Origin of the sequence: Streptomyces sp. RPA4-2 (assembly GCF_012273515.2) — a bacterium.
In the GTDB taxonomy this organism is placed as follows: Bacteria; Actinomycetota; Actinomycetes; order Streptomycetales; family Streptomycetaceae; genus Streptomyces; species Streptomyces kaempferi.
Genome location: NZ_CP050975.2, coordinates 67,058 through 93,442, shown reverse-complemented (window position 1 = coordinate 93,442; position 26,385 = coordinate 67,058). Strand labels below are relative to the sequence as shown.

The 26,385-nt window shown below is 71.0% G+C and carries 29 protein-coding genes and 1 pseudogene; 17 read left to right on the top strand and 13 right to left on the bottom strand.

The window, feature by feature from the left end:
• Positions 1-212: 212 nt before the first annotated feature.
• Positions 213-350 (top strand): annotated as a pseudogene (locus tag HEP85_RS00475) (XRE family transcriptional regulator); the annotation flags it as partial.
• Between the two features lie 152 nt (positions 351-502).
• On the opposite strand, the gene thpR reads toward HEP85_RS00475, so the two are convergent.
• Together thpR and HEP85_RS00465 are read right to left on the bottom strand one after the other, a co-directional pair.
• Positions 503-1,099, bottom strand: coding sequence for an RNA 2',3'-cyclic phosphodiesterase (gene thpR / locus HEP85_RS00470; protein WP_211117754.1), 597 nt, complete (start codon positions 1,097-1,099; stop codon positions 503-505).
• 200 nt (positions 1,100-1,299) lie between these two features.
• A complete protein-coding gene (locus HEP85_RS00465; RefSeq protein ID WP_168525087.1) occupies positions 1,300-2,592 on the bottom strand; it encodes an MFS transporter in 1,293 nt (430 codons plus the stop codon).
• 134 nt (positions 2,593-2,726) lie between these two features.
• Here HEP85_RS00465 and HEP85_RS00460 point away from each other — a divergent pair, with 134 nt between their 5' ends.
• Positions 2,727-3,662 (top strand): LysR family transcriptional regulator, encoded by a 936-nt coding sequence (locus HEP85_RS00460; RefSeq protein ID WP_168525085.1) that lies wholly within the window; start codon positions 2,727-2,729, stop codon positions 3,660-3,662.
• Positions 3,663-3,817: 155 nt separating this feature from the next.
• Here the strand turns inward: HEP85_RS00460 and HEP85_RS00455 are convergent, their stop codons facing one another.
• Positions 3,818-3,988 (bottom strand): hydrophobic protein, encoded by a 171-nt coding sequence (locus HEP85_RS00455; RefSeq protein ID WP_168525083.1) that lies wholly within the window; start codon positions 3,986-3,988, stop codon positions 3,818-3,820.
• A gap of 351 nt (positions 3,989-4,339) precedes the next feature.
• Here HEP85_RS00455 and HEP85_RS00450 point away from each other — a divergent pair, with 351 nt between their 5' ends.
• Positions 4,340-4,585, top strand: a complete 246-nt coding sequence (locus HEP85_RS00450; RefSeq protein ID WP_168525082.1) for a DUF5133 domain-containing protein — start codon at positions 4,340-4,342, stop codon at positions 4,583-4,585.
• A gap of 181 nt (positions 4,586-4,766) precedes the next feature.
• Here the strand turns inward: HEP85_RS00450 and HEP85_RS00445 are convergent, their stop codons facing one another.
• The gene (locus HEP85_RS00445) at positions 4,767-5,789 is read right to left on the bottom strand and encodes a LysR family transcriptional regulator (RefSeq protein ID WP_168525081.1); all 1,023 of its coding nucleotides are present in this window, start codon (positions 5,787-5,789) and stop codon (positions 4,767-4,769) included.
• Between the two features lie 127 nt (positions 5,790-5,916).
• On the opposite strand from HEP85_RS00445, the gene HEP85_RS00440 reads away from it, so the two are divergent.
• The 3 genes from HEP85_RS00440 to HEP85_RS00430 all read left to right on the top strand — a co-directional run bounded on the left by HEP85_RS00440 (position 5,917) and on the right by HEP85_RS00430 (position 8,599).
• Positions 5,917-6,612, top strand: coding sequence for a type 1 glutamine amidotransferase domain-containing protein (locus tag HEP85_RS00440; RefSeq protein ID WP_369657511.1), 696 nt, complete (start codon positions 5,917-5,919; stop codon positions 6,610-6,612).
• Between the two features lie 239 nt (positions 6,613-6,851).
• On the top strand, positions 6,852-7,637 hold the full coding sequence (locus HEP85_RS00435) for an SDR family NAD(P)-dependent oxidoreductase (protein ID WP_168525080.1): 786 nt from the start codon (positions 6,852-6,854) through the stop codon (positions 7,635-7,637).
• A gap of 395 nt (positions 7,638-8,032) precedes the next feature.
• On the top strand, positions 8,033-8,599 hold the full coding sequence (locus HEP85_RS00430; protein ID WP_168525079.1) for a hypothetical protein: 567 nt from the start codon (positions 8,033-8,035) through the stop codon (positions 8,597-8,599).
• 261 nt (positions 8,600-8,860) lie between these two features.
• On the opposite strand, the gene HEP85_RS00425 is transcribed toward HEP85_RS00430, so the two are convergent.
• The gene (locus HEP85_RS00425) at positions 8,861-9,352 is read right to left on the bottom strand and encodes a hypothetical protein (RefSeq protein ID WP_168525078.1); all 492 of its coding nucleotides are present in this window, start codon (positions 9,350-9,352) and stop codon (positions 8,861-8,863) included.
• Positions 9,353-9,658: 306 nt separating this feature from the next.
• Here HEP85_RS00425 and HEP85_RS00420 point away from each other — a divergent pair, with 306 nt between their 5' ends.
• Both HEP85_RS00420 and HEP85_RS00415 read left to right on the top strand, forming a co-directional pair.
• Positions 9,659-10,966, top strand: coding sequence for a PQQ-binding-like beta-propeller repeat protein (locus tag HEP85_RS00420; protein ID WP_168525077.1), 1,308 nt, complete (start codon positions 9,659-9,661; stop codon positions 10,964-10,966).
• 177 nt (positions 10,967-11,143) lie between these two features.
• Positions 11,144-11,374: a DUF6332 family protein gene (locus HEP85_RS00415; RefSeq protein ID WP_168525076.1), complete on the top strand. Its 231-nt coding sequence runs from the start codon at positions 11,144-11,146 to the stop codon at positions 11,372-11,374.
• Between the two features lie 102 nt (positions 11,375-11,476).
• Here HEP85_RS00415 and HEP85_RS00410 read toward each other — a convergent pair whose 3' ends face one another.
• Positions 11,477-11,854, bottom strand: coding sequence for a hypothetical protein (locus HEP85_RS00410; RefSeq protein ID WP_168525074.1), 378 nt, complete (start codon positions 11,852-11,854; stop codon positions 11,477-11,479).
• Positions 11,855-12,236: 382 nt separating this feature from the next.
• Between HEP85_RS00410 and HEP85_RS00405 the strand changes: the two genes are divergently transcribed.
• Entirely contained in the window at positions 12,237-13,106 is an 870-nt protein-coding gene (locus HEP85_RS00405) for an LLM class F420-dependent oxidoreductase (protein WP_168525072.1), read from the top strand.
• A gap of 207 nt (positions 13,107-13,313) precedes the next feature.
• Here HEP85_RS00405 and HEP85_RS00400 read toward each other — a convergent pair whose 3' ends face one another.
• Positions 13,314-13,958, bottom strand: coding sequence for a dihydrofolate reductase family protein (locus tag HEP85_RS00400; RefSeq protein ID WP_168525070.1), 645 nt, complete (start codon positions 13,956-13,958; stop codon positions 13,314-13,316).
• Between the two features lie 163 nt (positions 13,959-14,121).
• On the opposite strand from HEP85_RS00400, the gene HEP85_RS00395 reads away from it, so the two are divergent.
• The gene (locus HEP85_RS00395; RefSeq protein ID WP_168525068.1) at positions 14,122-14,754 is read left to right on the top strand and encodes a glyoxalase; all 633 of its coding nucleotides are present in this window, start codon (positions 14,122-14,124) and stop codon (positions 14,752-14,754) included.
• Positions 14,755-14,909: 155 nt separating this feature from the next.
• Here HEP85_RS00395 and HEP85_RS00390 read toward each other — a convergent pair whose 3' ends face one another.
• The gene (locus tag HEP85_RS00390) at positions 14,910-15,605 is read right to left on the bottom strand and encodes a TetR/AcrR family transcriptional regulator (protein ID WP_168525066.1); all 696 of its coding nucleotides are present in this window, start codon (positions 15,603-15,605) and stop codon (positions 14,910-14,912) included.
• A gap of 263 nt (positions 15,606-15,868) precedes the next feature.
• Between HEP85_RS00390 and HEP85_RS00385 the strand changes: the two genes are divergently transcribed.
• The 3 genes from HEP85_RS00385 to HEP85_RS00375 all read left to right on the top strand — a co-directional run bounded on the left by HEP85_RS00385 (position 15,869) and on the right by HEP85_RS00375 (position 18,312).
• A complete protein-coding gene (locus HEP85_RS00385; RefSeq protein ID WP_329284096.1) occupies positions 15,869-16,297 on the top strand; it encodes a hypothetical protein in 429 nt (142 codons plus the stop codon).
• Positions 16,298-16,612: 315 nt separating this feature from the next.
• The gene (locus HEP85_RS00380; RefSeq protein WP_168525062.1) at positions 16,613-17,722 is read left to right on the top strand and encodes a DUF6215 domain-containing protein; all 1,110 of its coding nucleotides are present in this window, start codon (positions 16,613-16,615) and stop codon (positions 17,720-17,722) included.
• 311 nt (positions 17,723-18,033) lie between these two features.
• Positions 18,034-18,312 (top strand): hypothetical protein, encoded by a 279-nt coding sequence (locus tag HEP85_RS00375; RefSeq protein ID WP_168525060.1) that lies wholly within the window; start codon positions 18,034-18,036, stop codon positions 18,310-18,312.
• A 72-nt stretch (positions 18,313-18,384) separates the two neighbouring features.
• Here HEP85_RS00375 and HEP85_RS00370 read toward each other — a convergent pair whose 3' ends face one another.
• The gene (locus HEP85_RS00370; protein ID WP_168525058.1) at positions 18,385-19,260 is read right to left on the bottom strand and encodes a RimK family alpha-L-glutamate ligase; all 876 of its coding nucleotides are present in this window, start codon (positions 19,258-19,260) and stop codon (positions 18,385-18,387) included.
• A 451-nt stretch (positions 19,261-19,711) separates the two neighbouring features.
• Between HEP85_RS00370 and HEP85_RS00365 the strand changes: the two genes are divergently transcribed.
• Together HEP85_RS00365 and HEP85_RS00360 are read left to right on the top strand one after the other, a co-directional pair.
• Positions 19,712-20,152, top strand: a complete 441-nt coding sequence (locus tag HEP85_RS00365) for a VOC family protein (protein ID WP_168525056.1) — start codon at positions 19,712-19,714, stop codon at positions 20,150-20,152.
• 276 nt (positions 20,153-20,428) lie between these two features.
• On the top strand, positions 20,429-20,908 hold the full coding sequence (locus HEP85_RS00360) for a hypothetical protein (protein ID WP_168525054.1): 480 nt from the start codon (positions 20,429-20,431) through the stop codon (positions 20,906-20,908).
• A gap of 398 nt (positions 20,909-21,306) precedes the next feature.
• Here the strand turns inward: HEP85_RS00360 and HEP85_RS00355 are convergent, their stop codons facing one another.
• Positions 21,307-21,750: an SRPBCC domain-containing protein gene (locus HEP85_RS00355; RefSeq protein ID WP_211117752.1), complete on the bottom strand. Its 444-nt coding sequence runs from the start codon at positions 21,748-21,750 to the stop codon at positions 21,307-21,309.
• A gap of 582 nt (positions 21,751-22,332) precedes the next feature.
• Here HEP85_RS00355 and HEP85_RS00350 point away from each other — a divergent pair.
• A complete protein-coding gene (locus tag HEP85_RS00350) occupies positions 22,333-22,605 on the top strand; it encodes a hypothetical protein (RefSeq protein WP_168525050.1) in 273 nt (90 codons plus the stop codon).
• A gap of 54 nt (positions 22,606-22,659) precedes the next feature.
• Here the strand turns inward: HEP85_RS00350 and HEP85_RS00345 are convergent, their stop codons facing one another.
• The 3 genes from HEP85_RS00345 to HEP85_RS00335 form a co-directional block, all read right to left on the bottom strand.
• Entirely contained in the window at positions 22,660-22,878 is a 219-nt protein-coding gene (locus tag HEP85_RS00345; RefSeq protein ID WP_168525048.1) for a hypothetical protein, read from the bottom strand.
• Positions 22,879-23,222: 344 nt separating this feature from the next.
• A complete protein-coding gene (locus HEP85_RS00340; RefSeq protein ID WP_329284089.1) occupies positions 23,223-24,302 on the bottom strand; it encodes a MerR family transcriptional regulator in 1,080 nt (359 codons plus the stop codon).
• Between the two features lie 463 nt (positions 24,303-24,765).
• A complete protein-coding gene (locus HEP85_RS00335) occupies positions 24,766-25,428 on the bottom strand; it encodes a hypothetical protein (protein ID WP_248001732.1) in 663 nt (220 codons plus the stop codon).
• 633 nt (positions 25,429-26,061) lie between these two features.
• On the opposite strand from HEP85_RS00335, the gene HEP85_RS00330 reads away from it, so the two are divergent.
• Positions 26,062-26,352: a WhiB family transcriptional regulator gene (locus tag HEP85_RS00330; RefSeq protein WP_168525046.1), complete on the top strand. Its 291-nt coding sequence runs from the start codon at positions 26,062-26,064 to the stop codon at positions 26,350-26,352.
• The last annotated feature ends 33 nt before the right edge of the window (positions 26,353-26,385 follow it).

Here is a 26,385-nt window from a genome sequence, read left to right as displayed (position 1 = left end):
GCAGCAACCCACCCGAAGCAGTCCGCCGCCCCCGCGCGGCGGGAGCAGGCGGGAATCCCCGGCCTATAGGCCGAGGAGGAAGTCAAGGGCTTCCGCTCCACCTCACCGACGAGGAACGCCTCGCGGGACGGCTGCCGGAGGACCACAAGGTCGTCAAGCAGTTGGCGCGCGCAGTGGCGCGGGTTCGGGCCGTGGGCGCGGATCTACCGCCCGGCGCCACCGACCAGCGGCTCCAGCAGATCGCCGCCGAAGCGCTCAGGGACGTCTACTTCCAGGACGGCGGCCGCCGCGCCGGCAGCCTCGAGGAGGTCCGGTTCACCGACGTGGAACACATCGAATTCGACCTGTAATACATGTAGTTGGGGCAGTAGGGGCGGCAGCGCGCAGGTCCGTACCACCGGCGGGACAGTTCCGCACCACCCGCGGGACCCCGCTGTGATCGCGCGGCGAGTTCCGCGGGGGACCCGGGGCGATCCCGTTCCCTCGGGCACTGCCGGTTCGTTCAGGAGCCGGTGATGCCCTTGTCGCCGAGGGCCCATGCGTCGATGTCGCGGTAGTGGATCGGTCCGCGGCTGCGGCCGGCGTTGCTGCCGACCAGGTGCAGACGTTCGGCAGGCCATCCGCGGCCGGTGAATCCTGCGAACCCTTCGGCGATCTCTTCTGCCGAGGACCGGTCTCCCCGGCGGGCGCGGGCCAGTGTCAGATGGGGGCGCAGGGGCCGGTCCTCGAAGGCGACCCCGCAGTTCTTGACGGTGGTGCGCACATCGGCGGCGAGCATGTGCAGCTCGTCGAGGTCTCCGTCGATTCCGCTCCACAGCACCCGGTCGTCGAAGGTTCCACTGCCGCGGAGTGCCAGACGGAGGGGCTGGTGGTCGGCTGCGAGGTCGGCGAGAGCCGGTCGCAGGAGCGGAACTGTCCCGGCCGGCAGCTCCCCGAGGAACGCCAGGGTGATGTGCCAGTCCTCGATGCGGTTCCACCGCATGCGAGGGTGGGTGCCGTAGGCGGGGCGCAGCTCCCGGGCCAGTTCTTCCTTCGCGTGGTCGGGCGGGGCGAGGGCGATGAACACGCGAACGGTCGCGGGTTGAGTCTGGTCGTTCACACCGGACTTCCTACCGCACCCGGGTGGCGGGGGCGACGGCCCGGGTACTGCGGGGCGCCGGCACCACCGCCATGCCGAACAGCGCGGCCCTCTCCAGGCAGACATACAGGCAGGCAGACCGGCGGCCCTCGACGCGACCGGCACCGGTCCGCTCCCGGAAGGGCGGCGCGGCCCGGTCGCCGTGAAGGCCGCGCGCCCCGTCAGGTGCGGCTCGGTGACGGCTGCGGACCGGGGAGCCGTGCCGCCGCGCGGCGGGGGAGCAGCAGCGGGGTCGCCAGCAGGAGCACGCCGGCCAGTCCGATGGCCGCACGCGGGCCGAACAGGCTGCCCAGCACGCCCCAGACGGCCGTCAGGAGCGCGGTCGAGGCCTTGGTCGTCACCGCCCAGGCGGACAGCGTGCGGGTGACCCGGTCGGTCGCGGTGCGCTCGAGGCGGTAGGTGGCCTGGACGGGGTTGAAGACTCCGCAGCAGAAGATGAGCCCGAGTTCGACGCCCGTCACCAGCAGCAGCCCGCCGGTGCCCGGCCCGACGAAGGCCAGGCCGACGGGCCAGAGTGCGCGCAGCGCCCCGGCCACGACCAGGACCTGGTGCTGCCCGAACCGGGTGACGAGCGGTCGGGCCAGCCGCGAGCCGAGCAGGCCGCCGATCGAGGGCGCGGCGAAGGCGAGGCCGTACTGCCACGGTGCGAACCCGAACCGGCCGAGCATCAGGACGGCCAGCAGCGGCTGGGCGGCCATCACCAGGCCGTTGAACAGGGCGGTGTTGAAGAAGAGCGGACGCAGCGTCGCGTCGGCGAGGATGAACCGCCAGCCGTCGAGCAGGTCCCCGGCCCGCACGCGTGCGGTCTCCCGGCGTCCGGGCGGCGGCTCGTGCCCGCCCGCCGCGCGGATGCCCAGGGCCGAGAGCAGGTAGCTGACCGCGTCGGCCACCACCGTCGCCACCGGACCGAGGAGCCCGATCGCGGCGCCGCCCAGCGGCGGTCCGATGATCGTGGTCGTCCAGGCCGTGGACTCGAACCGGGCGTTGGCGACGAGCAGGTCCTCGGCCGCCAGCAGCGTCTTCAGGTACGCGCCGGAGGCGGCGCGGAAGGTGATGTCGGCCGCCGCGACGACGACCGAGACCAGCAGGAGCTGAAGGAAGGTGAGCGCGCCGAGCGCGAACGCGGCGGGAATCGTCAGCAGCGCCGCGAACCGCACCAGGTCCGTGGCGATCAGCACCGTCCGCTTGCGACGGAACTCCACCCACGGACCGAGCGGCACCGCCACGGCCGCGCCCACCGCGGCGCCCACGGAGGAGAGCGCGGCGACCTCGGCCGGTCCGGCGTGCAGCACCCGGATGGCGATCAGCGGGAACGCGCCGAAGGCGAGCCACGTGCCGAGCGCGCTGGTCCCGTACGCTCCCCAGAACCACCCGAACCGCCGCCCCAGCCGATGCCCGCGCAGACGTCCCGGCCCGTGCCCGCGCAGACGTCCCAGCCGCTGCCCGCTTCTCATGCCCGCCGTTCCCCGCCCCTCACCCGCACAACCGATCCGCGACCGGAAGCATCAAAGCGAGCGCCACACCCAGGGGTCAAACAACCGTGGGACCGCCCGGCCACAACCAACGGTTGTGACCATAGGGTGCCGATATGGACCTCGACACCGTCCGGACCTTCGTCGCCGCCGCCGACGCGGGGCAGTTCCAGGAGGCCGCCGCCGAGCTCGCGGTCACCCAGCAGGCCGTCTCCAAGCGCATCGCCGCGCTGGAGCGCACCCTCGGCGTGCGGCTGTTCACCCGTACCGCGCGCGGCGCCCGACTCACCATCGACGGGCAGGCGTTCCTGCCCCACGCGCGCGAGCTGCTGCGCGTCGCCGAACGCGCGGTCGCGTCCGTGCGCACCGGCCGCCGTCCGCTGCGCGTCGACGTGATCGCCTCACGCGGCGCGGCGGCGGGCCTGCTGCGCGGCTTCCACCGCGCACACCCCGAGATCGACCTCGACGTGGTGATGCTGTTCGACATCGAGACGGCCGTCGCCGCCATCCGCTCCGGTGCGATCGACGCGTCCTTCCGCGCCGTCGCCGTGCCTGGCCGGCCCCTTCCCACGGACATCGGGTCCGTCCGGGTGCTCGACGAGCCGCTCGAGCTCCTCACCGGCCCCGCCCACGCGCTGGCGGGCGCCCGGTCGGTGCCCCTCGCCCAGCTCGCCGGGCACCGGATCTGGATGCCCGGCATCGTCCCCGGTACCGAGTGGGCCGCCTACTACGACGACCTCGTCGCCGAGTTCGGCCTCACCATCGAGGCGACCGGCCCCAACTTCGGCTCGGACGCGCTTCTCGACACCATCGCCGACACCCCGGCCCTGGCCACCTTCATGGGTGGGCAGACCCGCCTCGTCTGGCCCGCCGGCCACGGCCTGCGCCGCATCCCGGTGACCGACCCGACGCCCGTCTACCCGCACTCGCTCCTCTGGCACCGCGACAACCCCCACCCGGCGCTGGCCACGCTCCGCGCTCACCTCGCCGCCACGACGGCCGGCCACGACGCCGCCGGGACGTGGGTGCCGGACTGGGTGCTCCCGCGCTGAACACCGCCGTCCGCGCGGCCGCTTTCGTCACCGCGGTGACCCGGAGGCGCGACACACGGGTGGGCCCCGACACCGAGGCGTCGGGGCCCACCCGTGTGAATGCCCTGCTCAGGACCTGAACTCAGTACCTGAACTCAGTACCTTCTCAGGACCGCTCACCAGCGGTACCAGCGGCCGCGCTTACCGCCGCTCGCCGTAGGACGGATCACAAATCCGAGGACCCACACGATCAGCACGACGACAGCGATCCACCACAGGGCCTTGAGTGCGAAACCGGCACCGAAGAGGAGCAGCGCGAGCAGAAGAACAAGAAGAACGGGAACCATGGTCATCAACCTCCGCCGCCCCGTGTGCCCTACGGAACGATCTCCACTCCCGCGGAATCTCATGTGTTTCTCGGACGGGGCGGGGGACGCGAAGGGGCCGTGCGGCACCTTCGCGGGGCCGGGCGGAACCGCCGGAGAGCCGGGGCGGGCGGCGGAGGCGATCGCGCGGGCCGAGCCGGCCGGGGGACGGTGCCCGCGCACGGTGGCATGGGCCGCTCGACTCGGGGCACACGTAGACCTGCCTGACGCCGGCTCAGTGACGAGCGCGGCGTCAGATGCCATACATGCGACCTGTTTCTCGCGATGCCGACCACCTGTCACGCGAGCTGTGTTCTGGGGAGAGGAACCATCATGATCCTTCCGGCGGAGAGGGAACTGCGCGCGGTACTGGCCCGGTTCGCGCAGACGCGCATCGAACACGATGTCCGCCCCACCGGCCGTACCAGCCGTGCACTGGACGACGTGACGTACACGCTGTGCGTGATGACCGGGGCCCGGACGGCCGAGCAGGCTCTGCTCGCCGCGGACGCCCTGCTGGAGCGGTACTGCGCCGACCGCGAGGGCACCACGCGAGCGAACGAGACGCTGGCCGCCTAGCAGTTGGGCCCGCCGGCACGCCAAGAGGGCCGGCGCGCCGCCTGATGAGTGAGGCGGCCACCGGTCCGGCGCCGCCAGGCGTGGGTGCACCGGCCTCGAGCCGATGCACCACGCCGTGGCGCCGCCCCGGAGCCCGAGGTGCGTCCGTGCCCGACCGGGGAGCCCGCGGGGTCTGCCGCCGTCACCAGGAGCGGGCTGCCGTGAGGAGTTGTTCGCGGACGGCGGTGACCGGCGCACGGGAGGGTGCGCCGGTCCGCTCCACCAGGAATCCGGTGTTGATGGGCGGGTCGTCCGGTGTGAGCAGCGGCACCAGTGCGCCGGATGCCAGCTCGGTCTCGCACAGGTAGCGGGGCAGGACCGTGATCCCCGCTCCTGCGGTCACGGCGGCCAGCACTCCTCGCAGGTCCGGCACGACGAAGGCGGGCCGAGCGGTCAGGCGTGTCCGGAAGACATGGCGCCAGTAACGGCGAAGGATCGGCAGGTCCTCGGCGTACGCCACCAGGGGGACGCCGCTGAGGGGGCCCGGGTCGTCGCAGTCGACCGGTCCGATCCGCCCGGCCCAGGCCGGAGACGTGACCAGGACGAATTCCTCGTCCATCAGCGGAACCGAGACCAGCGAACGGCCGCGCGGCCGCACCGCGGACAGGACCAGGTCGAACCGCCCGGTGTGCAGGCCGTCGAGCAGGTCCTCCGCGAGTCCGTGGGTGACGCGCAGCAGTACGCCGCGGTCCGCGAGCGGCGCCAGGGCGGGCAGCGCCAGGGCCGACACCATCTCGGCGGGGCCGCCCAGATGTACCGGCTCCGGTGGTGCCTCCAGTCCCGTGCGGCCGCGGTCGGCGACCTCGGCCAGGGCATCCAGGGGCCCGGCGATCTGCCCGGCCAGTTCGTCGGCGACCGTGGTCGGGGCCACTCCGCGGGGAAGCCGCTCGAAGAGCTGCCGGCCGAGCTGCTGCTCCAGAGCGCGCACCTGGGCGGTCGCGGTGGGCTGGGAGATTCCCAGTATCCGGGCGGCGGTGGTCAGTGAGCGGGCGCGGTGGACCGCGAGGAAGGTCCGCAGCAATCCGATGTCCAGGGGCCCGTCGGCAGCCGGAGCGATCGAGCGGGCCTCCCGCGCCTCCTTCGAGCTGGCTTCGGCCGGGCGCCGGCCGGTACGGGACCGAGCGGCCTTCCCATCGGATTTCTCATCGGATTTCTGATGAACCATTCGAGAGATTCTATTGGTTTCCTGATGAACAGGAGATCTAGGGTCGTCAACGTTCCGCCGCGGTACGCCGGCGGACACGACCCCGCGCCCCCCGGAACACCAGGGGCCGATCAGGGAGTACACGCACATGTCAGAGATCCTTCTCGTGCTGACCGGCACCGACCACCTGACGCTGACCGACGGCACCAAGCACCCCACGGGCTTCTGGGGCGAGGAGTTCACCGCCCCGTACCGGGCCTTCACCGAGGCCGGCCACCGGGTGGCCGTCGCCACCCCGGGCGGCGTCGTCCCCACGGTCGACCCCGTCAGCCTCGCCCCCGAGGTGAACGGAGGGCCGGCCGGCGCCGCCGCGATAGCGGCCGCCGTGGAGGCCGCCGCCGAACTCCGTGCTCCGCTGACCCTGGCGGACGTCGACCCCGGCCGGTACGCCGCCGTTTTCTACGTCGGAGGCCACGGGCCCCTGCAGGATCTGTCCCAGGACGCCGACTCCGCCCGGCTGCTGCGCGCCGTTCATACGGCCGGTACGCCGCTGGGCGTGGTGTGCCACGGAGTGGCTGCGCTGCTCGCCACGGAGGACGCGGACGGCCTCTCGCCGTTCGCCGGCTACCGGCTCACCGGCTTCAGCGCGGCGGAGGAGCGGCAGACCGGGCTGGCCGACCGGCTGCCGTGGCTGCTGGAGGAGCGGCTGGTCGCCCTCGGCGGCATCTACTCGGCGGGCGAACCGTGGGCGCCGCACGTCGTCGTCGACCGCACCCTGCACACCGGGCAGAACCCCGCCTCCTCCGCGCCGCTTGCCGCCGCACTGCTGAAGACCCTCGGCTGACCGGCACGTCCGGGCCCCTGGCCGGTGGAGCGTTCGCTCTGGTCGCGGCGTTCGCCCGCTCCGGGGTGACCGGATCCCACCGTGACTCCGCCGCCTGCCGGCCACCGGGCACCGCGGGCAGCCCCGGGGCGGAACCGGTCCGCCGGTTCTGAGCCCGGCCGCCCCCGGGGCCCTCATCCCTTCCCGAAACCGCTGTCGGGCGGCACCCACGGTGCCGCCCGACCCGAAAGGTGTACGACATGGCAACGATCCTCATCACCGGAGCCTCCGACGGGCTCGGCCGCGCCCTCGCCGAGGACCTGGCCGCCGACGGCCGGCACACCCTGCTGCTGCACGGCCGCGACCAGGGCCGTCTGTCCGAGGTCGCCGCGGCCACAGGCGCCGAGACCTACCGGGCCGACCTGTCCTCGCTCACCGAGGTCCGGCGGCTCGCCGCCGACGTCGCCGCCACGCACGACCGGCTCGACGTGCTCGTCAACAACGCCGGAGTCGGCTTCCACGCCACGGGCACCAGCCGGCTGACCTCCCCGGACGGACACGAACTGCGCCTGGCCGTGAACTACCTGGCACCCGTCCTCCTGACCCGGGAACTGCTCCCGCTGCTGCGCCGGGCGAAGCCCTCCCGGGTCGTCAACGTGGCCTCGGTCGGGCAGCAGCCGATCGACTTCGACGACCCGCAACTCACCCGCGCCTACACCGATATCGCCGCCTACTGCCGCTCCAAGCTGGCGCTCATCAGCCACGGCCTGGACCTCGCCGAGAAGTTGGCCGGCAGCGGCGTCACCGTCAACAGCCTCCACCCCGCGTCCTACATGCCGACGACCATGTCCCGCGCGTCCGGCATGGACGTCGTCGACTCCCTGGAGCAGGGAGTGGCGGCCACCCGGCGCCTGGTCGACGCTCCCGAACTGGCCGGCGTCACCGGGCGGTACTACGACGGCGAGAAGGAGGCGCAGGCAGCGGCCGAGGCCTACGACCCGGACTACCGCAAGCGCCTTGCCGCACTTACCGCCTCGCTGCTCTGAATCCCCACCTCAGCAGGTTCCGGAGAACTCATACGAGGTCGCGCCGGGCGGCGCAACCCGGTCCGCCAGGTGGCCACTCGCACTGCCGACCCCCGCTTCACGCACACGTGTTGGGAGTGCCGCGTCCCCACTCCTGCCGGCCGGCTCCCGCGCCGGATGCGGGCGGGCTGCGGCCGGGGCCGGAAGCCACCGCCACGCCGACCGGTCGCCCGTCGGGGCCGCCGCGAAGGAGCCGCCTCGTGCGTACCAGGTGCCGGCCGGCCCCCGTACCCGTCCGCGCCGGAGAGGCCGGTGAGTTGATGGATCACCACTTTCGGGGCGGCCCGTACAACCAATCCCGTGACCGGCATGTCGTACATGGCAGGAAACCGAGAACCGTGGCGCAAGGGGGAACGATGCGCACAAGACGATACGGGGCGGTGCTGGCCGCCCTGACGATGGCCGGTGTGGGCGTGGGAGTAGCCGCGCCCGCGACGGCGGGCGCGGCCACGACCGCTGTCGCGTGCCCGGCCGGCTGGGGCAGCCTTCCGAAGACCGCGGCGGACACCGACGCCGGATCGCTGACCGACATCAGGACCGGCGAGCACGACTGCTACGACCGCATGGTCTTCGACGTACCCACGGCGGGCACCGAACCGATCGGGTACACCGTGCACTACGTCGACGCGTTCTATCAGGACCCGTCCGGCATCCGCATTCCGATCTCCGGCGGAGCGATCATCGAGATCAGGGTGTCCGCCCCCGCCTACGACCCGGAGACTCACGCGGCGACCTACCCGGGCCGGGGCGGCCAGGCGCTCCCGGGCGTCGACCTGACCGGCTACCGCACCTTCCGCGAGGCGAAGTTCGGGGCCAGCTTCGAAGGGGTCACGCAAGTGGGCCTCGGCGTGCGGGCCCGGCTGCCGTTCCAGGTGTCCCAGCTCTCCAACCGTCTGGTGGTAGATGTCGCCCACACCTGGTGAGGCAGTCACCTCAGCCGCAGCCGGCCGGCCGGGCGACGCGACGCGGGCGCCGTGCCGCCGGCGCTCCGTGGCCGGACCGGCCGGACGGAGTCATGCGCCGGCCGTCGGCCGCACGTGCGTGAAGCGGTCCTCCCACGCGTTGCGTACGCCACGGCCCGGCACCTTGCGCAGGACGGCCCGCCGGGCCACCAGCGGCGCGGCGTCGAGACAGCCGGTGAGCTCAGCGAGATCACCGCTCGCGGCTCGGGCCTGTCGTTCGAGTCACCCCAGTGCCTCGGGGGCCGGCACGTGCGTGCGCCGCGCCGTCTGCCGGCCGGTGGTGCACCTGGCCCCCACGGCCAGCAGTACGGAGGCGGCCGCGCAGGTGAGGACGAGGCCATTGAGCCACACGTAGCTTTCGGAACCGGGGTATGTCGTCCCGTCGTCCAGGACGCAGTCGAAAGCCGGCGGGAGGTACGAGGCGCGGTGGCCGGCGAGGCGGTCCACCAGGTGGGGTGCGGCGTCGCGGCAGGCGGGCGCCGGCGAGGAGTCCGCCCCCGAGCGGGACTCGTTGTCGGACAGTTCGACGGCGCCGAGCGCCATGGCCAGAAGCATGACGGCGGCCGCCGCTGTCATGCCGGCACTCCAGCGCAGCAGTTGCACGCCCCAGTCGGTGCGCCGGCCGGGCAGGGCGACGGACAGCAGTTTGACGACCACGGCGATGCCCCATAACGGGGCGGCGAGCACAGCCGCGATGGCCAGCAGTATGAACACGTTCCAGTCCTCTTCGGCCGACCTGGTGAACTGGTGTACGGATGCCCGGGGCAGCCTACGGGAAAGACAGGACCGGCTCCGACGGACCGGGGGCGGCAAGTCACACTCGTCCGACCCGTCTACCACTACCCCACCCCTAACCCCCACCCTCACTTCCACCGCTTCCGTTCCGCGACAACTCCCGGTGCTCGCAACGGATCCCGGATCGCGACAGGTGCTTGATCTGTCCATGCCCGGACATCCGGCGCTACGCTGAGCACGGCCGGTGCGGCGCCGTTCCCGCAGGCGCACCGTCAGGGGGTTCCGATGTGGTTCGGACACACCGTCAAAGCGGCTGCCGGGGCCTGCGCGCTGGGGGCCCTGCTGCTGGTGGCCGGCTGCGGCGATGACGGGGACGAGAGTTCCGAACGGCCGCGCTCCAGCCGCCCCGACGGCTCCTCCGCCGACAAAAATCCGTCCTCGGCCACGCCCAGGACGAGTTACCCCTCGCCCCACCTCTTCGACCTGACCAGCGCGGTCCCCCTGCCCGACGAAGCCGAGGGAGGCAGACAGGTCACCCTGCACGGGACCACGGCCTACGTCTGGTCCCCGGAGAGCCTCCAGGCCGTCGACACCGGCACCGGCGCCGTCCTCGCTCGTGTCACCCCCGAACGGGAAGCGGCGTTCAAGGTCACCGACGTGCTGCGCAGGGCGCCTCGGCCACCGGCCGTCAGCGGAACGGGAGCCGACGCAGAAGTCATCGCGCTCTTCCTGGTCAAGATCCCGGGATCCGGTACCACGCCGGCCGACTACGGCCTGGAGATCATCGGCGTCGAGGCCGCGACCTCACGTCCGGCATGGCGGACCGAGATCGTGCTCCCCGCCTGGTCCCGCGACAGGTATCTGACCCTGAGCGCCGAAGTCGCCGGCGTGGAGAACGGCATCGCGGTCGTCAGAGCCTCCAACGACGACAACGAGATGACTTATGCCGTGAACCTCTCCACCCACAAGACCCTCTGGCAGAAGGAACTCGCCCCCTGGGCCGTCACGGGTGGCGCGGTCGTCGGGCCGAACGTCCCCGACCCTTATACGGAGAGGCACTTGACGGCCTTCGATATCAGCACCGGCAGGCCGCTGTGGACCAGCCGCAAGTCCTCCGGGGCCGCGTCCGCCCGAGAGGCCGGCCCCCACCTCGTCCAGTTCACCGGGGGGTGGGGGATCGGCGACAGGTTCGTGCAGCTTCTCGACGCACGCACCGGCAAGGTGAGGAGCACGATCGACGGCTCCTTCGCCGATATGGGCTGCACCTACGACGGCAAAGCCGTGATCGTCTGTACGGGCGGCGGTTCCCCCGCGTACGCGTTCGCCCTCGACGCCACCAGCGCGGACCTCGTCTGGCAACTCCCCGACAAGGCCACCGACCGGGTGGCTCCCTCGGTCACCGCGGTGTTCAACGGCGCGGTCTACGGGAAGGTCACCGGCACCGAGGGAGCCGGTCCTGTCGTCCTCGACTCCCGGACCGGACTCGACATCGAGACATCACCGGGCATCGCCCCGGTCGCCGTGAACGGCTACGTGGGCATCGCCCCGGACAGCGGCAGCGACACGGCCCTTGCCTACCGCACCACGGGTTAAGGCATTTAGCAGTACAGCCGGTGACCCCGCACCCCGGCCGAGCGGACCCGGTAGGTCCTGGTCTGCCTCGACGAGCCGCCACGCCTGCGCGGCGCAGGCGCGGACATCGTTCGTCTCTACGGCGCCGGCGTATGCGTAGGCAGATTGAGGCTGAGCCGCACGGGGGAAAATCCCCCAATGGGGGCATCCCGATCGCAGGCGCAGAAGGATGAGAGCACCGTCGAGTCGATGTACGTCGCTGTTTCGGCCGTGATCCTCGCCGGGGCCGCGTTCGCTCTGGTCGCCGGCCCCGCCCTGGTCCTCGACGCGGTGCACGGCGATGCGCGGCGTGTCCTGATCATCTGCGGCAAGGGAGCCGGCGCGGGGGTGTTCCTGGCCAGGCTGATATCCGGCTTGTGGCGTCGGTGACGCCTGCCTGCGCCGACGGTACCGGCGGCTCGGCCGCCGGATCCTGCGCCGGGCTCGCCGCGACGGCGGTGTGTTCGCCTTCGGGCGTGGGCGACGGGCCGCTCACGCGGTGTCCCGGGTGTCGTCGTCGAGTTGGTCGAGGATGCGCTGCTCCGCGTCGTGGAGTGTGGTGCGTGCGGGTGGGGGCCGGGTGCAGTCGGCGCCGTGTACGGCGCCTTGGGAGGACTTCCAGATCGGGCAGCAGGGGACCGGGAGCGGTGCGGGGCCGCGGGCGGCCAGCTCGGTACGTTCCGCCGCGACGCGGGCCCGGCGCTGCCGGTCGTGGCGTGCGCGGCGTTCCCGGACCGTGCCCTGGGCCAGGAAGAGCGCGAGAGCCCAGAACACGCCGGTCTGCCACCACAGGTGATGGAAGGCGGTGGCGGTCCCGACGGATGCGAGGACGGTGGCGCCGAGGGCGCGGGCGATTTCGGGTCGGGTCACAGATACTCCCCGCTGGACTGGACGTCGTTCACGTGTTGAGTTTTCCCACCGAGAGGCCTTGACCACGGATGTCGCGGGAGGATTTTGGGCGCGGTCGCGGCAGCCGCGTGTACGGGGAGCGGAGGGACGGCAACGTCGACCTCGCGAACACCGCGGAGCCGCCCCGCGCTCGCGAACATCGCGGAGCCGCCCCCGCCCCGCGGGAGCAGCCGTACGGCGACTGCGCGTGGGCCACCGGCCAGGGACCATCCCCGCACGCGCGGGGAAACGACCGCCTGCCCCCCGCGCCGCTCGCCACGAACAGCCGCGCACAGTAGGGGCCCGGGGCCCGTGTGCTTCACGCTTGAGGTGACGGCCGGAGGTGGGGAACCGGAGGTGGAGAATGCGAGTGGGGTTGCACGCGCTCGGTATCGGTGACGGTGCCCGTCCCGAGGTGATCCGTTCGGTGGCCACGGCCGCGGAGACGCACGGCTTCGCGAGGCTCTGGTGCGGCGAACACGTGGTGCTCGTGGACACACCCGCCTCCCGCTACCCCTATTCCGCGGACGGCCGGATCGCCGTGCCCGCGGACGCGGACTGGCTGGACCCGCTGCTCGCCCTGACCTTCGCGGCGGCGGTCACCAGCCGGATCGAGCTCGCCACCGGCGTCCTCCTGCTGCCTGAGCACCATCCGGTCCTGGTCGCCAAACAGGCTGCCACGCTCGACGTCCTCTCCGCCGGGCGGTTCACCCTCGGGGTCGGAGTCGGCTGGTCGGCCGAGGAATTCGCGGCGCTCGGAGTCCCCTTCGCCAGGCGCGGGCGGCGCACCGAGGAGTACCTCGCCGCGATGCGTATCCTCTGGGCCGACGACCCGGCCTCCTTCACGGGGGAGTTCACCCGCTTCGACGGGATCCGGGTCAACCCGAAGCCGCTGCGCGGCGGCCGGCTCCCGGTCGTGGCCGGCGGCAACAGCGACGCTGCCCTGCGCCGCGCGGTCACGCTCGCCGATGGCTGGTACGGCTTCAACGTCCCGGCGGCCGACGTCCCGGCGCGTGTCACCGTTCTCGCCGACGAGTGCGCCCGCCACGGTCGCGCTCTTGACGAGCTCACGGTCGCCGTCGCGCTGAGCGACGGCACCCCGGAGCACCTCCCCGCACTCGGTGCGGCGGGCGTCACCGAACTCGTCGTCGTCGGCGCACCCCCGCCCGATCCCGGCGCGGCGGCCACCTGGGTCGCGGAACTCGCCCGAACCTGGATTCGCCCCGAGGAATAACCCCCGGGGACGCCTCGCTGGCGCCCCCGGTCGGCCGACCGGCCTTCGGGCGTGGCGAGCGAGCGACCCGAGCGCAGCGCGGCCAGGGTGTCCCGGCAGGACCTTGACGCGATCACCCCGGAAGGGGAGGCCGACGCCGAGCCGGTGCGTGGCTGCGCTCCCGCACAGCCCGCGCCGTCGCGGCCCGACCTCGAGCGGGCCCTCGCGTCACCTTCGCCAGAACAGGTGGTGCGTCACGCCGCTCGGGCTGGGCACGACCTCCAGGTGGAACCGGTCGAGCAGCTCGTCGGGGGACTCCCAGAGCCGGAGTCCGGACCCGAGCTTCACCGGCGAGACCGCCACATGCATGGTGTCGACGAGGTCGGCAGCAAGGAACTGCCGGATGGCGGTGACCCCGCCGCCGAGCCGGACGTCCTTGCCCTGTGCCGCTTCCCGCGCCGCTTCGAGAACCGTGGCCGGGTCGCCGTCGACGAAGTGGAACGTGGTGTCGGAGAGCGTGAACGACGGGCGCTCGTAGTGGGTCATGACGAACACCGGCGTGCGGAACGGGGGCTCCTCCCCCCACCAGCCGCGCCACTCGTGGTTCTGCCAGGGCCCGCGCTGGGGCCCGAACTTGTTGCGGCCCATGATCTCGGCACCGATGTTTTGTGCGAAGTCCCGCGTAAAATAGTCGTCGAGACCCCGGCTCCCCCCGGGATCCGTACGCATGGGCCAGCTCGCCGTGGCGCCGGCCCAGGCGAACAGCCTCTCGGGATGGTCAAGGCCGAACGGACTCTCGAGACTCTGGTGCTCACCGGCACCGATTCCGTCACTCGAGACGTTGAAGTTCATGACTTTCAGCAGTTGATCCACGTGCTTCCTCGTCCGATCCTGTCGCGTCACCGTGTGGCGAGGCGCCACACACCATGACGTCGAACGGGACGTGGCCGGATCGACAGCGGCCCACAACTTTTTCCAAGGGACCGGGCAGTTTTCGAGAAGCGTCGGTGACCCGGCCGCCCCTACCGTCGAAGCCATGAAGTCCATCGATTCCGTCACCCTTGAGGTGGCCGGCACCACGGCCGCCGCCCGCTTCTACTCCACCGCCTTCGGACTGGACCCGTCGCACGTACGCCTGCGTGCCTGCGAAGCTCCCACGACCGGCTTCCGCGGGTTCACCCTGTCGCTGGTGGTGTCCCAGCCGGGCAACGTCGACGCCCTGGTCGGCGCGGCCCTCGACGCCGGCGCCACCGCCCTCAAGCCCGCCTCGAAGTCGCTGTGGGGCTACGGCGGCGTCGTTCAGGCCCCGGACGGCACGATCTGGAAGATCGCGACGTCGGGGAAGAAGGACACGGGCCCGGTCACCCGGGACTTCGACGAGCTCGTGCTCCTGCTGGGCGTCGAGGACGTGAAGGCCAGCAAGCAGTTCTACGTCGGGCAGGGACTCACCGTGGGCAAGAGCTTCGGCGGCAAGTACGTCGAGTTCGTCACCGGGCCGGGTCCCGTCAAGCTGGCCCTGTACAAGCGCCGCGCTCTGGCCAAGGATGCGGGTGTCCCCGCCGACGGAACGGGATCGCACCGGCTCGTGCTCTCCGGCGCCGGCAGCCCGTTCAGCGACCCGGACGGGTTCGTCTGGGAGGCCACCGCACCCCTGACCGCCACGGCCTGAGCCGGGAGGCGTCCCCGCTTACGGGAACAGCGCATAGGGGGCGCGCTGGAGGGTGCGGCATGGTGTCGCGCGGCCCGGTCGGCCGAGGTACCGGTCCGGCGCGGCGCCGGCGCGGTGTGATGCGCGGCTGTTGTCCGCGGCCTCGTCCCTCGCGGTCAGGACTGCTCGCGGCAGTCCCCTTCGGTGCACTCGAGAGTGACGAGGGTCTCGTCGACCTGCTCGCTGGTCAGAGGAGGTTCGGGCAGTTCGTGGGCGCCCTCGGTACGGAAGGCGTCGAGCATCAGGTGGAGGTGGCGGCGCCAGGCGGTGGGGGCGACGGCACGGGTGGCCCGGATGATCCCGGCCTGGGACCAGATCACGAAGGCGATGTCCTGCGCGGTGACGTCGCTGCGCAGGACACCCTGTTCCTGGGCGTTGCGCATGATCTGGACGCAGATTTCCTTGGCGCGTTCGTACATCTCGCGGCCGGCCACGTGAAGGGGCAGCCGTGCCGAGACCAGGTCGTTGAAGGCGCGGTCGCAGGCCTGCAGCTGGCAGAGTTTCTCCAGGTAGCGGCAGAACCCTTCCCAGGCGTCGTCCATGGCCGCGGCTTCCTCCGCGGCGATGAGCAGTTCCGTGTACTTCGCGTTGAAGAGTGTCTCGACCAGGTCGAGCCGGGTGGGGAAGTGGCGGTAGAGCGTGCCGATCGCGACGCCGGCCTCGCGGGCGACGCCCTCCAGGGACGCCCCGAGGCCCTGCTCGGAGAAGGCGGTGCGAGCGGCGGCCACGATCGCGTCCCTGTTGCGCTGCGCGTCACGGCGCAGGGGCTTCGCCGGTGTCTCGCTCGCGGACGGGGCGTGATGGTGACTCATGGCGCGAGCGTAACATGAGGCTCCCCTCGAATTCGACTGTTGTCATGTTTCCGATCGCAATTTCTCCCCCTCCGACGTGCTGTGATGCGCCTCACCGCAAACATGAGGCACTCCTCGGGTACGGTAGCGGAGTCGAACGTGAGGCACCCCTCCGAATGACCTTGTAGCCAGCCGACTGACCCGGGATTTCCGGATCGCGGTTCACATAGAAGCGGCGCCCGCCAGACCGGCGAAACCGCGGCAGTCTCGCAAGGAAAATGACCATGAACAGCATGACCAAGCGCGTCTCGATCGCACTCGCCTCCACGGCACTGGCCGGCGGAGTCCTTCTCGGAGCCGGCGGCTCGGCGTCGGCAGCCACGACCTCGGCGCCCGTGCAGCACACGCAGTACGTGTCCGCCACCTCCACTGTGAGCTCCGTACGGGCCGCGGACCACGAGGGCGAAGCTGCCTCGTGGCGCGGCGTGAGCGCTGCCCGCTGGTACGAGGACCAGGTCGACGAGGCGGCGTCGTGGCACGGTGTCAGTGCCGCGCGCTGGTACGAGGACCAGGTCGACGAGGCGGCGTCGTGGCACGGCGTGAGCGCCGCGCGCTGGTACGAGGACCAGGTCGAGGAAGCGACCTCGTGGCACGGCGTGAGCGCCGCCCGCTGGTACGAGGACCAGGTCGCGTGGTCCCTGAACCACAGCTGACGCGGCCCGAGCCGTCCCGCTCCGGAACACCGGCGCCTGCCTGGACGGCAACACGGCCGCACCCCCGGCCGACCGGGATCCCGCATCACGCGCCCCACGGCGGTCCGCACCCGCATCGAGACGAACGCAGGTACTTCTGCGACCACTGCGGCCCCGGATCCGCCCCCGGCCGATCGACCGCCCGGCGGCCCGGCAACAGGTGATGACCGGCTCGCCGCGCTCGCGCAGTTCGCCGACGAGCACCCGCCCCTGCACCTGCCCGGAACTGTGGCTTCCACCACGGCGAATGTGATCTTGGTGTGGTGAGATCGCCGGATGCTCGGTTTCCTCCTCCGTCTCCTGCCGTTCTGGGTCCGCGAGCCCCTGCTCATCGCGGTCGGGTCGGTTCTCGGCGTACGCATCATGTATCTCGCCGTCCGCGACCACGATCGGGTCGCGGCCGGCCTCGGCGTGGTGTTCCTCGTGTTCACCGCGATACGTGTCCACACGGTGGTCCGGGCCCTGCGCGCACGCCGGAGCCCGAGTCCTGCGGCCCCCGAAGACGGAGCGGCGGTCGACGCTGCCGCCCAGGCCCAGCCTCAGCCTCAGCTCCAGGCCCAAACCCAGCCTCAGCCCCCGCTCCCGCTCCCGCTCCAGGCCCAGCCTCAGCCCCCGCTCCAGGCCCAGCCCCAGGACCAGGCCGGAACCGAGCCGCGTTCCATCCCGGACACTCCGGAGAAGGAGCACAACGCGTGGGCCCAGGCCGTCGCGGCCGTGGCCGTGTTCGGGGCGATCGCGGCCGTGCTGTGGGCCGCCCCACGCTTCATGCCGTCCGACGACAACTCCCCGCGGCCCGCCTCGTGTTCGGACGGAGGGCACGAGGAGCTGCCGAAGGCCTACAAGAAGACGCCCCAGCCGGTGACCGGTGAAGAGCTGTGCAAGGCGCTCAACCGGCCGGACCTGGCCGAGCTCCTCGGAACGCCCGGCGAGACGGCGACCACTGCTTCCGGCACCAGCAACACCGCTCCGCTGACCGACGGGAAGGTCGCCCAGCCGGAGGCCGAGGTCGCGTTCGACACGTACACCGTGAATGTCTCGGCCACTTACAACAAGATGTCGACCGACCAGTACGTGAAGCTGATGAAGTTCGGGAACGAGAGGGACATCAAGGCCCTTACGGTCCTCGGCCGGCCCGCGGTCCTCTCCTCGGATCACACGATGAAGATCGAGATCAATCTCGGGAGTGACGGATCCGGCGGATCCGGCGGACCGGTCGGACAAGGCCCGCTGGCCAGGACGCTGTCCGTGGCCTTCGAGCGTGATGACCGGGGCGGCTACTACGACACCACCGTGTGGAGCACGTCCGGAGCTCTCCCGGACGACAGCGCTCTCCTCGGCATCGCCGAGAAGGTTCTTCCGACGCTTCACGGACGAGCCGTTCGATGAGACGCCGAGAACACGTCGGCAGCGCGAAGAGGTCCGGTCACGCCGCCGCCGACGCCATGGGGGAGCAGCCTTCACCGCCGTGACCACGTGACCGAGCCCGGGGACCATCCCCGCCTGCGCCGAAGCCACCACCGCCCCGCCCCTCATCGGCGCTTGGACATGCTGGAGCCGGCCGCCGGACTGTGCAGGACGCATGCGATCCGGGCCGATACGGATCCTGGTTCGATCTGCGTACCTCCCTGGCAGCCAAGGCCCTCCGGTTCGCGGGTGATGACACGGCTTTCCGTCGTGTCGCCGCAGAGACCGCGTCCGTGGTCGAAGCCTGTGCCGGCTCCCCCGGGTGGCGCGAGTGGACGGCCGCCCTGGTGCACGGCCTGCGTACGGGCGACCGCGGGCTGGTCGAGGAGACCCACACCGCGTGGGCGTCCATGCGCCGCCGCCGTACCCCGGCCTTCTTCATCGTGGACCGACTCTGCGTGTACGCCGGCCACCCGGCCTTGTGCCCGCTGCCGCGGATGGCCGAAGACGATGGGGAGGAGATCGCCGAGCGATGGCGCACGGTCATCCGGACACTCGTGGAAAGCGAGTGAATCGCCCGACACGCGAGAGCGCGAGGCACCGGGCCGGGCAACCGAAGCGGGTCCCACCGCGGTGGCGTCGCATCAGTCTTCCCCCTCGTCGGGGGCGAAGCACGCCGCGACGGCGGCTGCGTACACCCGCTCCGCGGCCGCGTGGCAATCGTCGTCCTGTCTGCTGAAACGCTCCAGGCACACCCCGCTGTTGACCTCGATCACGGAGAGGTCTCCGAGGACGTCCAGGATGTCGACCGACCCGAAATTCAGGCCCAGGGCACACATCGCCCGCCGCGCCAGGCCGCCGAGCACGACGCACAGCTCGGGCTCGTCCAGGAGCACCGCGGATGCGCCGAGCTTGAGGTTGTGCCGCCACTCGGCGGGGTCGTCCCAGCTCGTGGAGGCGGGTCCGGTGGACGGATCCGAGGAGCGTTTCTCGAAGACGAGCTCGGTTCGGCCCTTGAGTGTGATCACCCGGTACTCATGACGGATGGGCACCCACGGGCAGACCGTCAATGCCGGGTGCCGCGTGGCCAAGGCGCCCAACGTGTCGAACAGTTGGACCGGAGTCCCCGCTCTGTGCACGTCACGCCCGCCACTGGAGCTCAGCGGCTTGACGACGGCCGGCAAGGGCAGGCGGGCGACCACATCCGCCACGGAGTCGTCCGGCCGCAGCCGCAGAAGGCTGTGCGGGACGTTGGGCACGCCGGCATCCGACAACAGTACGGACGTGGCCACTTTGTCGGAGGCCATGAACGCCGACGACGCGTCATTGATGGGAAAGTTGTACCCGACGACATGACGTCTGCGCCCGTTCCTGCGCAACTCCGCCACCCAGCGCTCCGAGTGCCACCGCAGCTCAGCCCCGCTGCGGGCGGCGGCTCGCTCCATGCTCGCGATGAAGTTCCGCCGAAGGGGCCGGGACCTGCCGTCCGCGGCCCCGGACGGCTTCCCCTGGTCGGTCATCCCACTCGCTCCCCTCGAAAGACACGTCCGTCAGCAGGCTCAGCACAGCCGCCGGACGCGGACCGAAGACCCTCCCGCGCGGAAACGGAACGGCCGGGTAGGACGATTTCGTGAACTCTCTTTCATACCGGAGAATCAGCGCCAAAAGTCCTATGGGGGATGTTTCTTCATGCGATCCGCTGCTCTGGCAGCGAGCCTATGCCGTGAACGCATTGCATTGACCGATGGTCACCAAGGTCCTCACTGCCGTCCGGGTACATGGGGCAAGCGGCGGTGGGGGTGCGCTGCGCACGGGCCGCCCGCACCCGTTCCGGCTCCTTCTCCATGCCGCGCTGCGCGAGGACGGCGCTGCCTGTACGGCGGTCCGCGGATGTCGAGAACGTGCCACCGGCTCCGTCCCAGGGACATCAGTGGCCACCACCGGCCGCACGAGGAAGAAGGAGAAGCCAGCATGGCGATTCAGCGGATGGACAACGTCGGCATCGTCGTCGAGGACATGGACGCCGCCATCGCGTTCTTCGTGGAACTCGGTATGGAGCTGGAGGGCAGGGCGGAGGTCGAGGGCCTCTTCGCCGACCGGTGCACCGGACTCGACGGCGTCCACTGTGACATCGCGATGGTCCGGACCCCGGACGGTCACAGCCGGCTCGAGCTGGCGAAGTACCGCAGCCCCGCGGTGATCGGCGCCGGGCCGCGCAACCGGCCGCACAACATCCTGGGCACGCACCGCGTCATGTTCGCCGTCGACGACATCGAGGACACCGTTGCCCGCCTGCGCCCTCACGGCGCCGAACTCGTCGGCGAGATCGCCCGGTTCGAGGACAGCTATCTGCTCTGCTACCTCCGCGGCCCGGAAGGCATCATCGTCGGACTGGCCGAGCAACTGCGCTGAGACGGACAGACCGAACCGGCTCCTGGAACGACGGCACCAGCAGGTGAGACACATCCGAGTGCCGGAAGAACCGTCCCACTCCGGTTCGCCCGCCCGCCCCGGCCGCAGATCCCCCTTCTGCTGCCGGGGGTTGGCGCCCCGCGTACTGGCCGTGGTGGGAGAGCTTCTGGGTCATACGCCTGAGTGGTTTGCCCGGTGCACATGCCGCGAGGCCGTATCCCCCGCCTATCTTCGGTGCGTAGCCAATCGGCTACTTTGAGTGAAAGGGGATCAGGGATGCGTCCTACGTCCATGGGCCGGTTGGCGGCCCTCGCCTCGACGGCCCTGTTGCTGGCCGGTGTGGTGAGTGCCGGATCGGCTCAGGCGCAGTCCGCTGCTCAGGCCCGGTATCCCGGTGGGCTCGTCACCTACTCGATCGAGTTCTCCAACCCGCAGGAGAAGGACAACAACGACCTGCCGGAACCCTACGGACGGGTCGTCGTGAAGGATGACGGCCTGCGGGAGACCACCCTGTGGGAGCATCCGGATCTGGACATCAACACCCCCACCGTGCCGCGCTATCCGGAGGCCGGCTTCACGCACAGGTTCGCGGACCATTTCATCAGCGAGGTGTGTGCCTATGTCGGTGAGGACGACACGGGCATCAACGCCGACGACGTCCTCGCCCAGGGCTGCGAGCCCTTCCACGGTCCCGGCGCGTACACCGTCCCCGGCCCGGACGGATCCGTGACCGTCACCGTGTACCACGTCGGCTGATCCCCCTTCTGCAGGGCGGCCCCGCCTCTTCCGGCGAATTCGGGGGGCGGGGCCTTCGTGCGGAGAGGGACAAGCGCCGTGGAAGCTGGAGAGCGCCGGATTGGATCCGGTGGCGCGGAGGACGTCGATACGGGTGGCGATACCGGCCGGACCGGTGTCGTCGAGGACGAACAGCAGGCGGGGGAGGAGCGGGTGGCGGGGCGGGGTTGTCGAATTCAACGGGTCGAATCCACGTTGTCGTCGCGCTAGGGCGTGTTGCGAAAGTCCCGTCGTCCGCCCGGAGGGCGTGCCAGGCGTCGCGAGGCAGACGGGACTTTCGCAACACGCCCTAGTGGCGCGTGGGTGAGCGGCCGCCCCTGCCCGCCGACCACAGCGCCGGCGCTGGGCCCTGCGGTGCGTCAGGTCGCGGTCTTGAGGAAGGCCGTCAAGCTGTCCAGGAGCATGGTGGTGCCCTGCTCGGCGGAGTCCCGCTCGTCGGCGGTGTCGCAGGTCTGGCTCACCACGACGCGTGTCCGGTGAGCACCCTGCTCGACGAACTCGACGGTCATGACTGCCGGTTCGTCCTTCCCCGGTACGTCCATGCCGATCACCAGACGCTGATTCTCATCGACCTCGGAGTAGGAGCCGGTCAGCGGGAACCGGCCGCCGTCCGGGGTGACCACCGTCGCCTTCCACGCCCCGCCCGGCCGTACGTCCATCTCGACGGACCCGGGGGCCGCATAGGACCACTGCGCGTAGGACTCCGCGATGGTCCAGGCACTCCAGACCCCCGCCACAGGGGCTTCCAACGTCCGTTCCGACGTGTAGGAGAAACGCTCGGCCGTCGTCCGTTCTGCGGTCACTTTGTGCTCCCTGGCTCGCTCTTGCGGGTTGTCGCACTGCAGACAAGGAGTGACGCGAAAAGTCATCGGTCATCCGCGCCCTTTCTGAGCAGGCACGGATGACGGGGAACGAGTGCGATGCCGCACCGGGTCACGGCCCAGGCGTCAGCCGGACACATGTAAATGAGCCAGTAGAGGTACTCGGCGAGATGCCGGCTGCTGATGTCGAAGCGGACGGGCTGGGCACCAGGTCCGTCGCCGCGCCCCGGAACGAGCAGGGCCGTGCGCCGACGCGAGGCCGGCAATGTCGGCCACCGGCAGTGGGTTGTGGGGCCGCAGGCCGGCCGGCGGCGGAGCTGATCGGCTCGTGACAAGACGCCCCCCGTCGTACGGTGGAAGCACCGGGAGGTGCGCCTCCGCAGCACCCTGCGGTGGTGTCCGCCCCGCCAGAGGCCGCGTATCCATCCCGCGGCTGTTCCCATGCGGCCGCTCCGAGAGCGGAGGCCGTGGGCGAGCCCTCGCCGAGCACCGCTCGGCGTCCTTCCCGCACGGTTCACCGCCGGGACCGGGCCGCGTGACAATCCCGGAAAGCAGGTACGCCCCATGCCCACGTCGTCCCGCGTCGCCGCTGTCCTCACCGGCCTGACACTCGCGCTCGGCACCCCGGCTCTCCTCGCCCCCGCCGCCCACGCGGACATCCCCGCCTGCACTCAGATGGCAGGACAGGCGGGTGCCGACGCCGGCACCGTCACGTCTGCGTGCCACCGTGGCGTGAACGGCGACCTCCAGGGCTGCGTGAACGGACTGACCGAGGCCGGAGTGCCGGGCGGCGCCGCGAACGGCGCCTGCCGGCTGGCAGCCCACGAACCTCGCTGAACCGCCCGTGGACCCTTGTCCTCAAGCGTCGGGGCGCCCTGCGGGGCGCCCCTCTCACTCGATGGGACTGTTGCTGAACGTGCCGCCCGAGCAGTACTGGCCGGCGTACGGTCTGCTGCTCACCGTTCCGCCCCCTTGCTGGCACTGATCCGGGGTGACGCTGTCCTGGGGTGTGCTGACCTGCGCAGCGGCAGCAGCGGCGGCGCCGGCGAGGCTGAGTCCGGTGAGGGTTGCTGTGGCGATCGCGAGTCCGATACTTCGGCGGATACGCATGGCGTCTCCCTTCGGGATCTTCCCCCATTCGGATTACAACCGTTGCCGGTCACGGCAGCGCCCGCGCGCGCTATTACTCCGAACGGGTGAATGCGGCCGGCTTCGATCGGAAGTCCCGGACGCACGGTCGCTCCCTCCCGGGCCGGACGAGCCCTTCATCGGCACGCTGCCGGCTGCGCGCGACACGGCCGCCTTTCCCGCACGAGCCGCGCGGCTGCCCCCCCGGCGGTAGCGAAGTCGGCTCGGCTCTCCCGGCTTGTTGGGCGAGTCGGTATCTGTCGGCTTCACGGACGAGTTCTTGAGAGCGGACCTGGTGCAAGTCGACGTGCGTGCCGCTCGTGCTCCTACTGCTGGAGCTCCAGAACGTCGGCGACCACGCAGCTGACGTTGTCGGGGCCGCCGGAGTTGTTGGCGAGGGCGATGAATTCGCGTACGGCCTGCTCGGGTTCACTGATCTCGGAGAGCACTCGGTGGATGTCCTGGGTCGGCACGACGGTCGACAGGCCGTCGGAGCAGAGCAGATATCGGTCTTCCCGCTGGGCGTCGTGGAGGCGCATGTCGGGGGTGGTATCGGCTCCTTGGCCCAGAGCGCGGACCAACAGAGACCGCTGAGGGTGGGAGGCGGCCTCTTCCGGGTCGAGACGTCCTTCGTCGATCATCGACTGGACCATGGTGTGGTCGTGGGTGATCTGGAACAGTTCTCCGTCACGCAGGAGGTACACGCGGGAGTCGCCGATATGGACGAGGGCCAGCTGAGATCCGGTCCAGAGCATCGCGGTGAGGGTCGTGCCGGTGTCTTCCGGCGACGAGCTGCTCCCCGCGATGTCGCACACGGCCCGCTTGGCCTGTTCGACGACGTCTTCGAGGACGTTGAGGAGACTGCCGGCCGGGATGCCGGCGGTCTCGAGTCGCTTGAGCGCGTCGATGGCGGCTGCGCTGGCAGGGGCTCCTTGGCTGCCGCAGCCGTCGGCGACGGCGAGCAGCCGGGGTCCGGCGTAGGCGGTGTCCTGGTTGCTTTCACGGACGAGGCCCGTGTCGGACAGGGCAGCGTAACGGATTCCCAGGGATTTGGCGGTCGGGGACATGGCGGGGTCCTTCCATGACAGGTGGTCGATGAGGAAGGTGGCCAGGTCCCGCCGGGCGGCGGTGTCGGCCTCGACCTGGGCCCAGAACGCACGGACCTCCTGCGCTGCCGCGACCGCATTCAGCGTGCGGACGTGCTGGATGCGGGCCAGGGGCATTCCCAGGCGGCGGAGCCAGGCGACCAGCCGGGCTTGGTCCAGCTGCTCCGGTGCGTAGAGGCGGTAGCCGGTCACCGGGTCGACGCGGGCGGGGGTCAGCAGGCCGAGTTCGTCGTAGAGACGCAGTGCCTTCGGCGACAGCCGGGACGCCTTCGCGAACGCCCCGATGGTCAGCAACCCCATGCTCGCTCCTCCTCATGCCGAGCGCGTCGCCCGGCCCCACTGATGCTGTGGGCTCCCCCAAGGTGAAGGTCAACCAAGGTTTCTGCCTGGCCCTGTCCGATGGTCTCCCACTCAGCCGGCCTGGGTCTGTTCGGCCTGGGCCTTGGTGCGGACGAGGCGGTAGGACCCGGCGCCGGTCTGGATGATGACGCCGTTGAAGGTCAGCTGCTCGAGATCTCGAAGACGGAAGGTGAAGGTCGTGATGTGGCACCAGCGAAGAACGGCGGCGTTCGTCCAAGCATGTCCAGGCGCGGGGACCAGATGGCACAGGGGCCGCGGGCAGAGCCCGTTTGCGGGAGGAAGATGTCCCGCTGCGCACCCGCCGGCAGAGCGTCGAGCGCCACCACGCGGGCCGGGCGGCTCCGGTGAGCTGCCCGGCCCGCGTGGTGCCGTGGGGCCGGCGGGGTAGGTCGTGAGCGGGGGGTCAGGAGGCCGGAAGGACCTTCCAGGAGCCGGTGCCGGGGCCGCGGTCGGTGTAGTGACTGGTGGTCACGTCGTACTTGGCGCCGCCCTGCTGGCCGGAGAGGCCGTTGGCGTCGAGGAAGCCGCCGTTGGCGGAGCCGTAGTCGTTGAGCAGGTTGACGACGTCATCGGTGCGGATGCGGCCGTCGGCGGGAGAGGACGTCTCGCCGAAGATGTGCCACTTGCTGGTGCCGGGGCCGCGGTTCTTGGTGGCGGTGGTCGACACGTCGTACTTGGCGCCGGAGCGGGTGGAGTGCCCGTTGGTGTCCAGGTAGGTGCCGGTGGAGTACTGGTTGACGAGGTAGACGACGTCGCCACTGGTGACGTGGCTTCCGTTGGCCCTGCCGGTGGCGGAGACGACCTTCCACACGGAGGTCTGGGGGCCGCGGCTGTTGGGGGTCTGGTTGGTGCTCACGTCGTACGTGGCGCCGTGCTGCTGGGACAGGCCGTTGGTGTCCAGGTAGCCGCCGTCGCCCTGGTACTGGTTCTGCAGCAGGATCTTGCTGCCGTAGGTCAGTTCGTGCAGGGCCGAAGAGCCCGCCGCCGTCGGAGCGGTGAAGGTGAACGCCGTGCCGGTGAGCGCGGCCGCGGCTGCGAGGGCGGGCATGACGAAGCGGATCCGCATGAATCTTCCTCTGCTGTCTACGACGGGCTGGAAAACCCAACCAGCAATTACCGAGTGCAATTGCCAATTACGGAGCGTAGCAATCGGAGATCTTGGGGGCGAAGCCGACGCACCGCCTGCGGAAGGCGGTCGGAGGGGCAGCGCGGGCAGCGACCGCCCCTGCGAGGACGCCGTGGCCCGTACACGGGAACTCGGCCTCTTCCCGGAACCCACGGCGGCCTCCCTCTACGTGGCGGAGCTCGAGGAACCGGAAGTCACCCAGCCCGCCGACGACGACTTCTGCACGCACAAGCACACGGAGCCGGCCTCACGGCAGGCGCTGCTCCTGGAGGCGTGCTGCGCGCCCGATGGCGACCCGGCCCGACTCATGGCGCAGGCTCACCGGCCAGTTGATGTACAGCAGCCTTCAATGAGCCTGAGAGGAAGCGGGTCGCGTTGCGTATATCGGGCTGGACAGTGAAGAAAGGCCCGAAGCCCTGAACAGAGGCGCGCTTCACAGGCAGGAGCGTCGGGGCGACGACGCCGCGATGGGGAGAGGTGGAGTGGGATGGTGCGCGCGGTCCGGGGACCGAGCCGAGACGGCGATCTGCAGCGGCGTGATCAGCTCGCTCAGCCGTGGGGGAGAGGGACGTCATGACGAGTGCGAAGACCGACTGGAGAGAGAACTCCGCGTGCGGCAGCGCCGATGCGGACGAGCTGTTCGCGGACAGTCCGCGCCAGAAGCGGGCCAAGATGATCTGCATGCGGTGTCCGGTGCGCACGCAGTGTCTGGCCGAGGCACTCGATGAACGTATCGAGTTCGGGGTGTGGGGCGGCATGACCGAGCGGGAGCGCAGAGTTCTGCTGCGGCGCAAGCCGGACGTCGCCTCGTGGCTCTTTGTACTGGAAGCAGCCCGGGACGGCGTGGTGTCCAGGGTCGGCTGACGACGCGAAGGACCCGGCGGTTCACCGCGACCA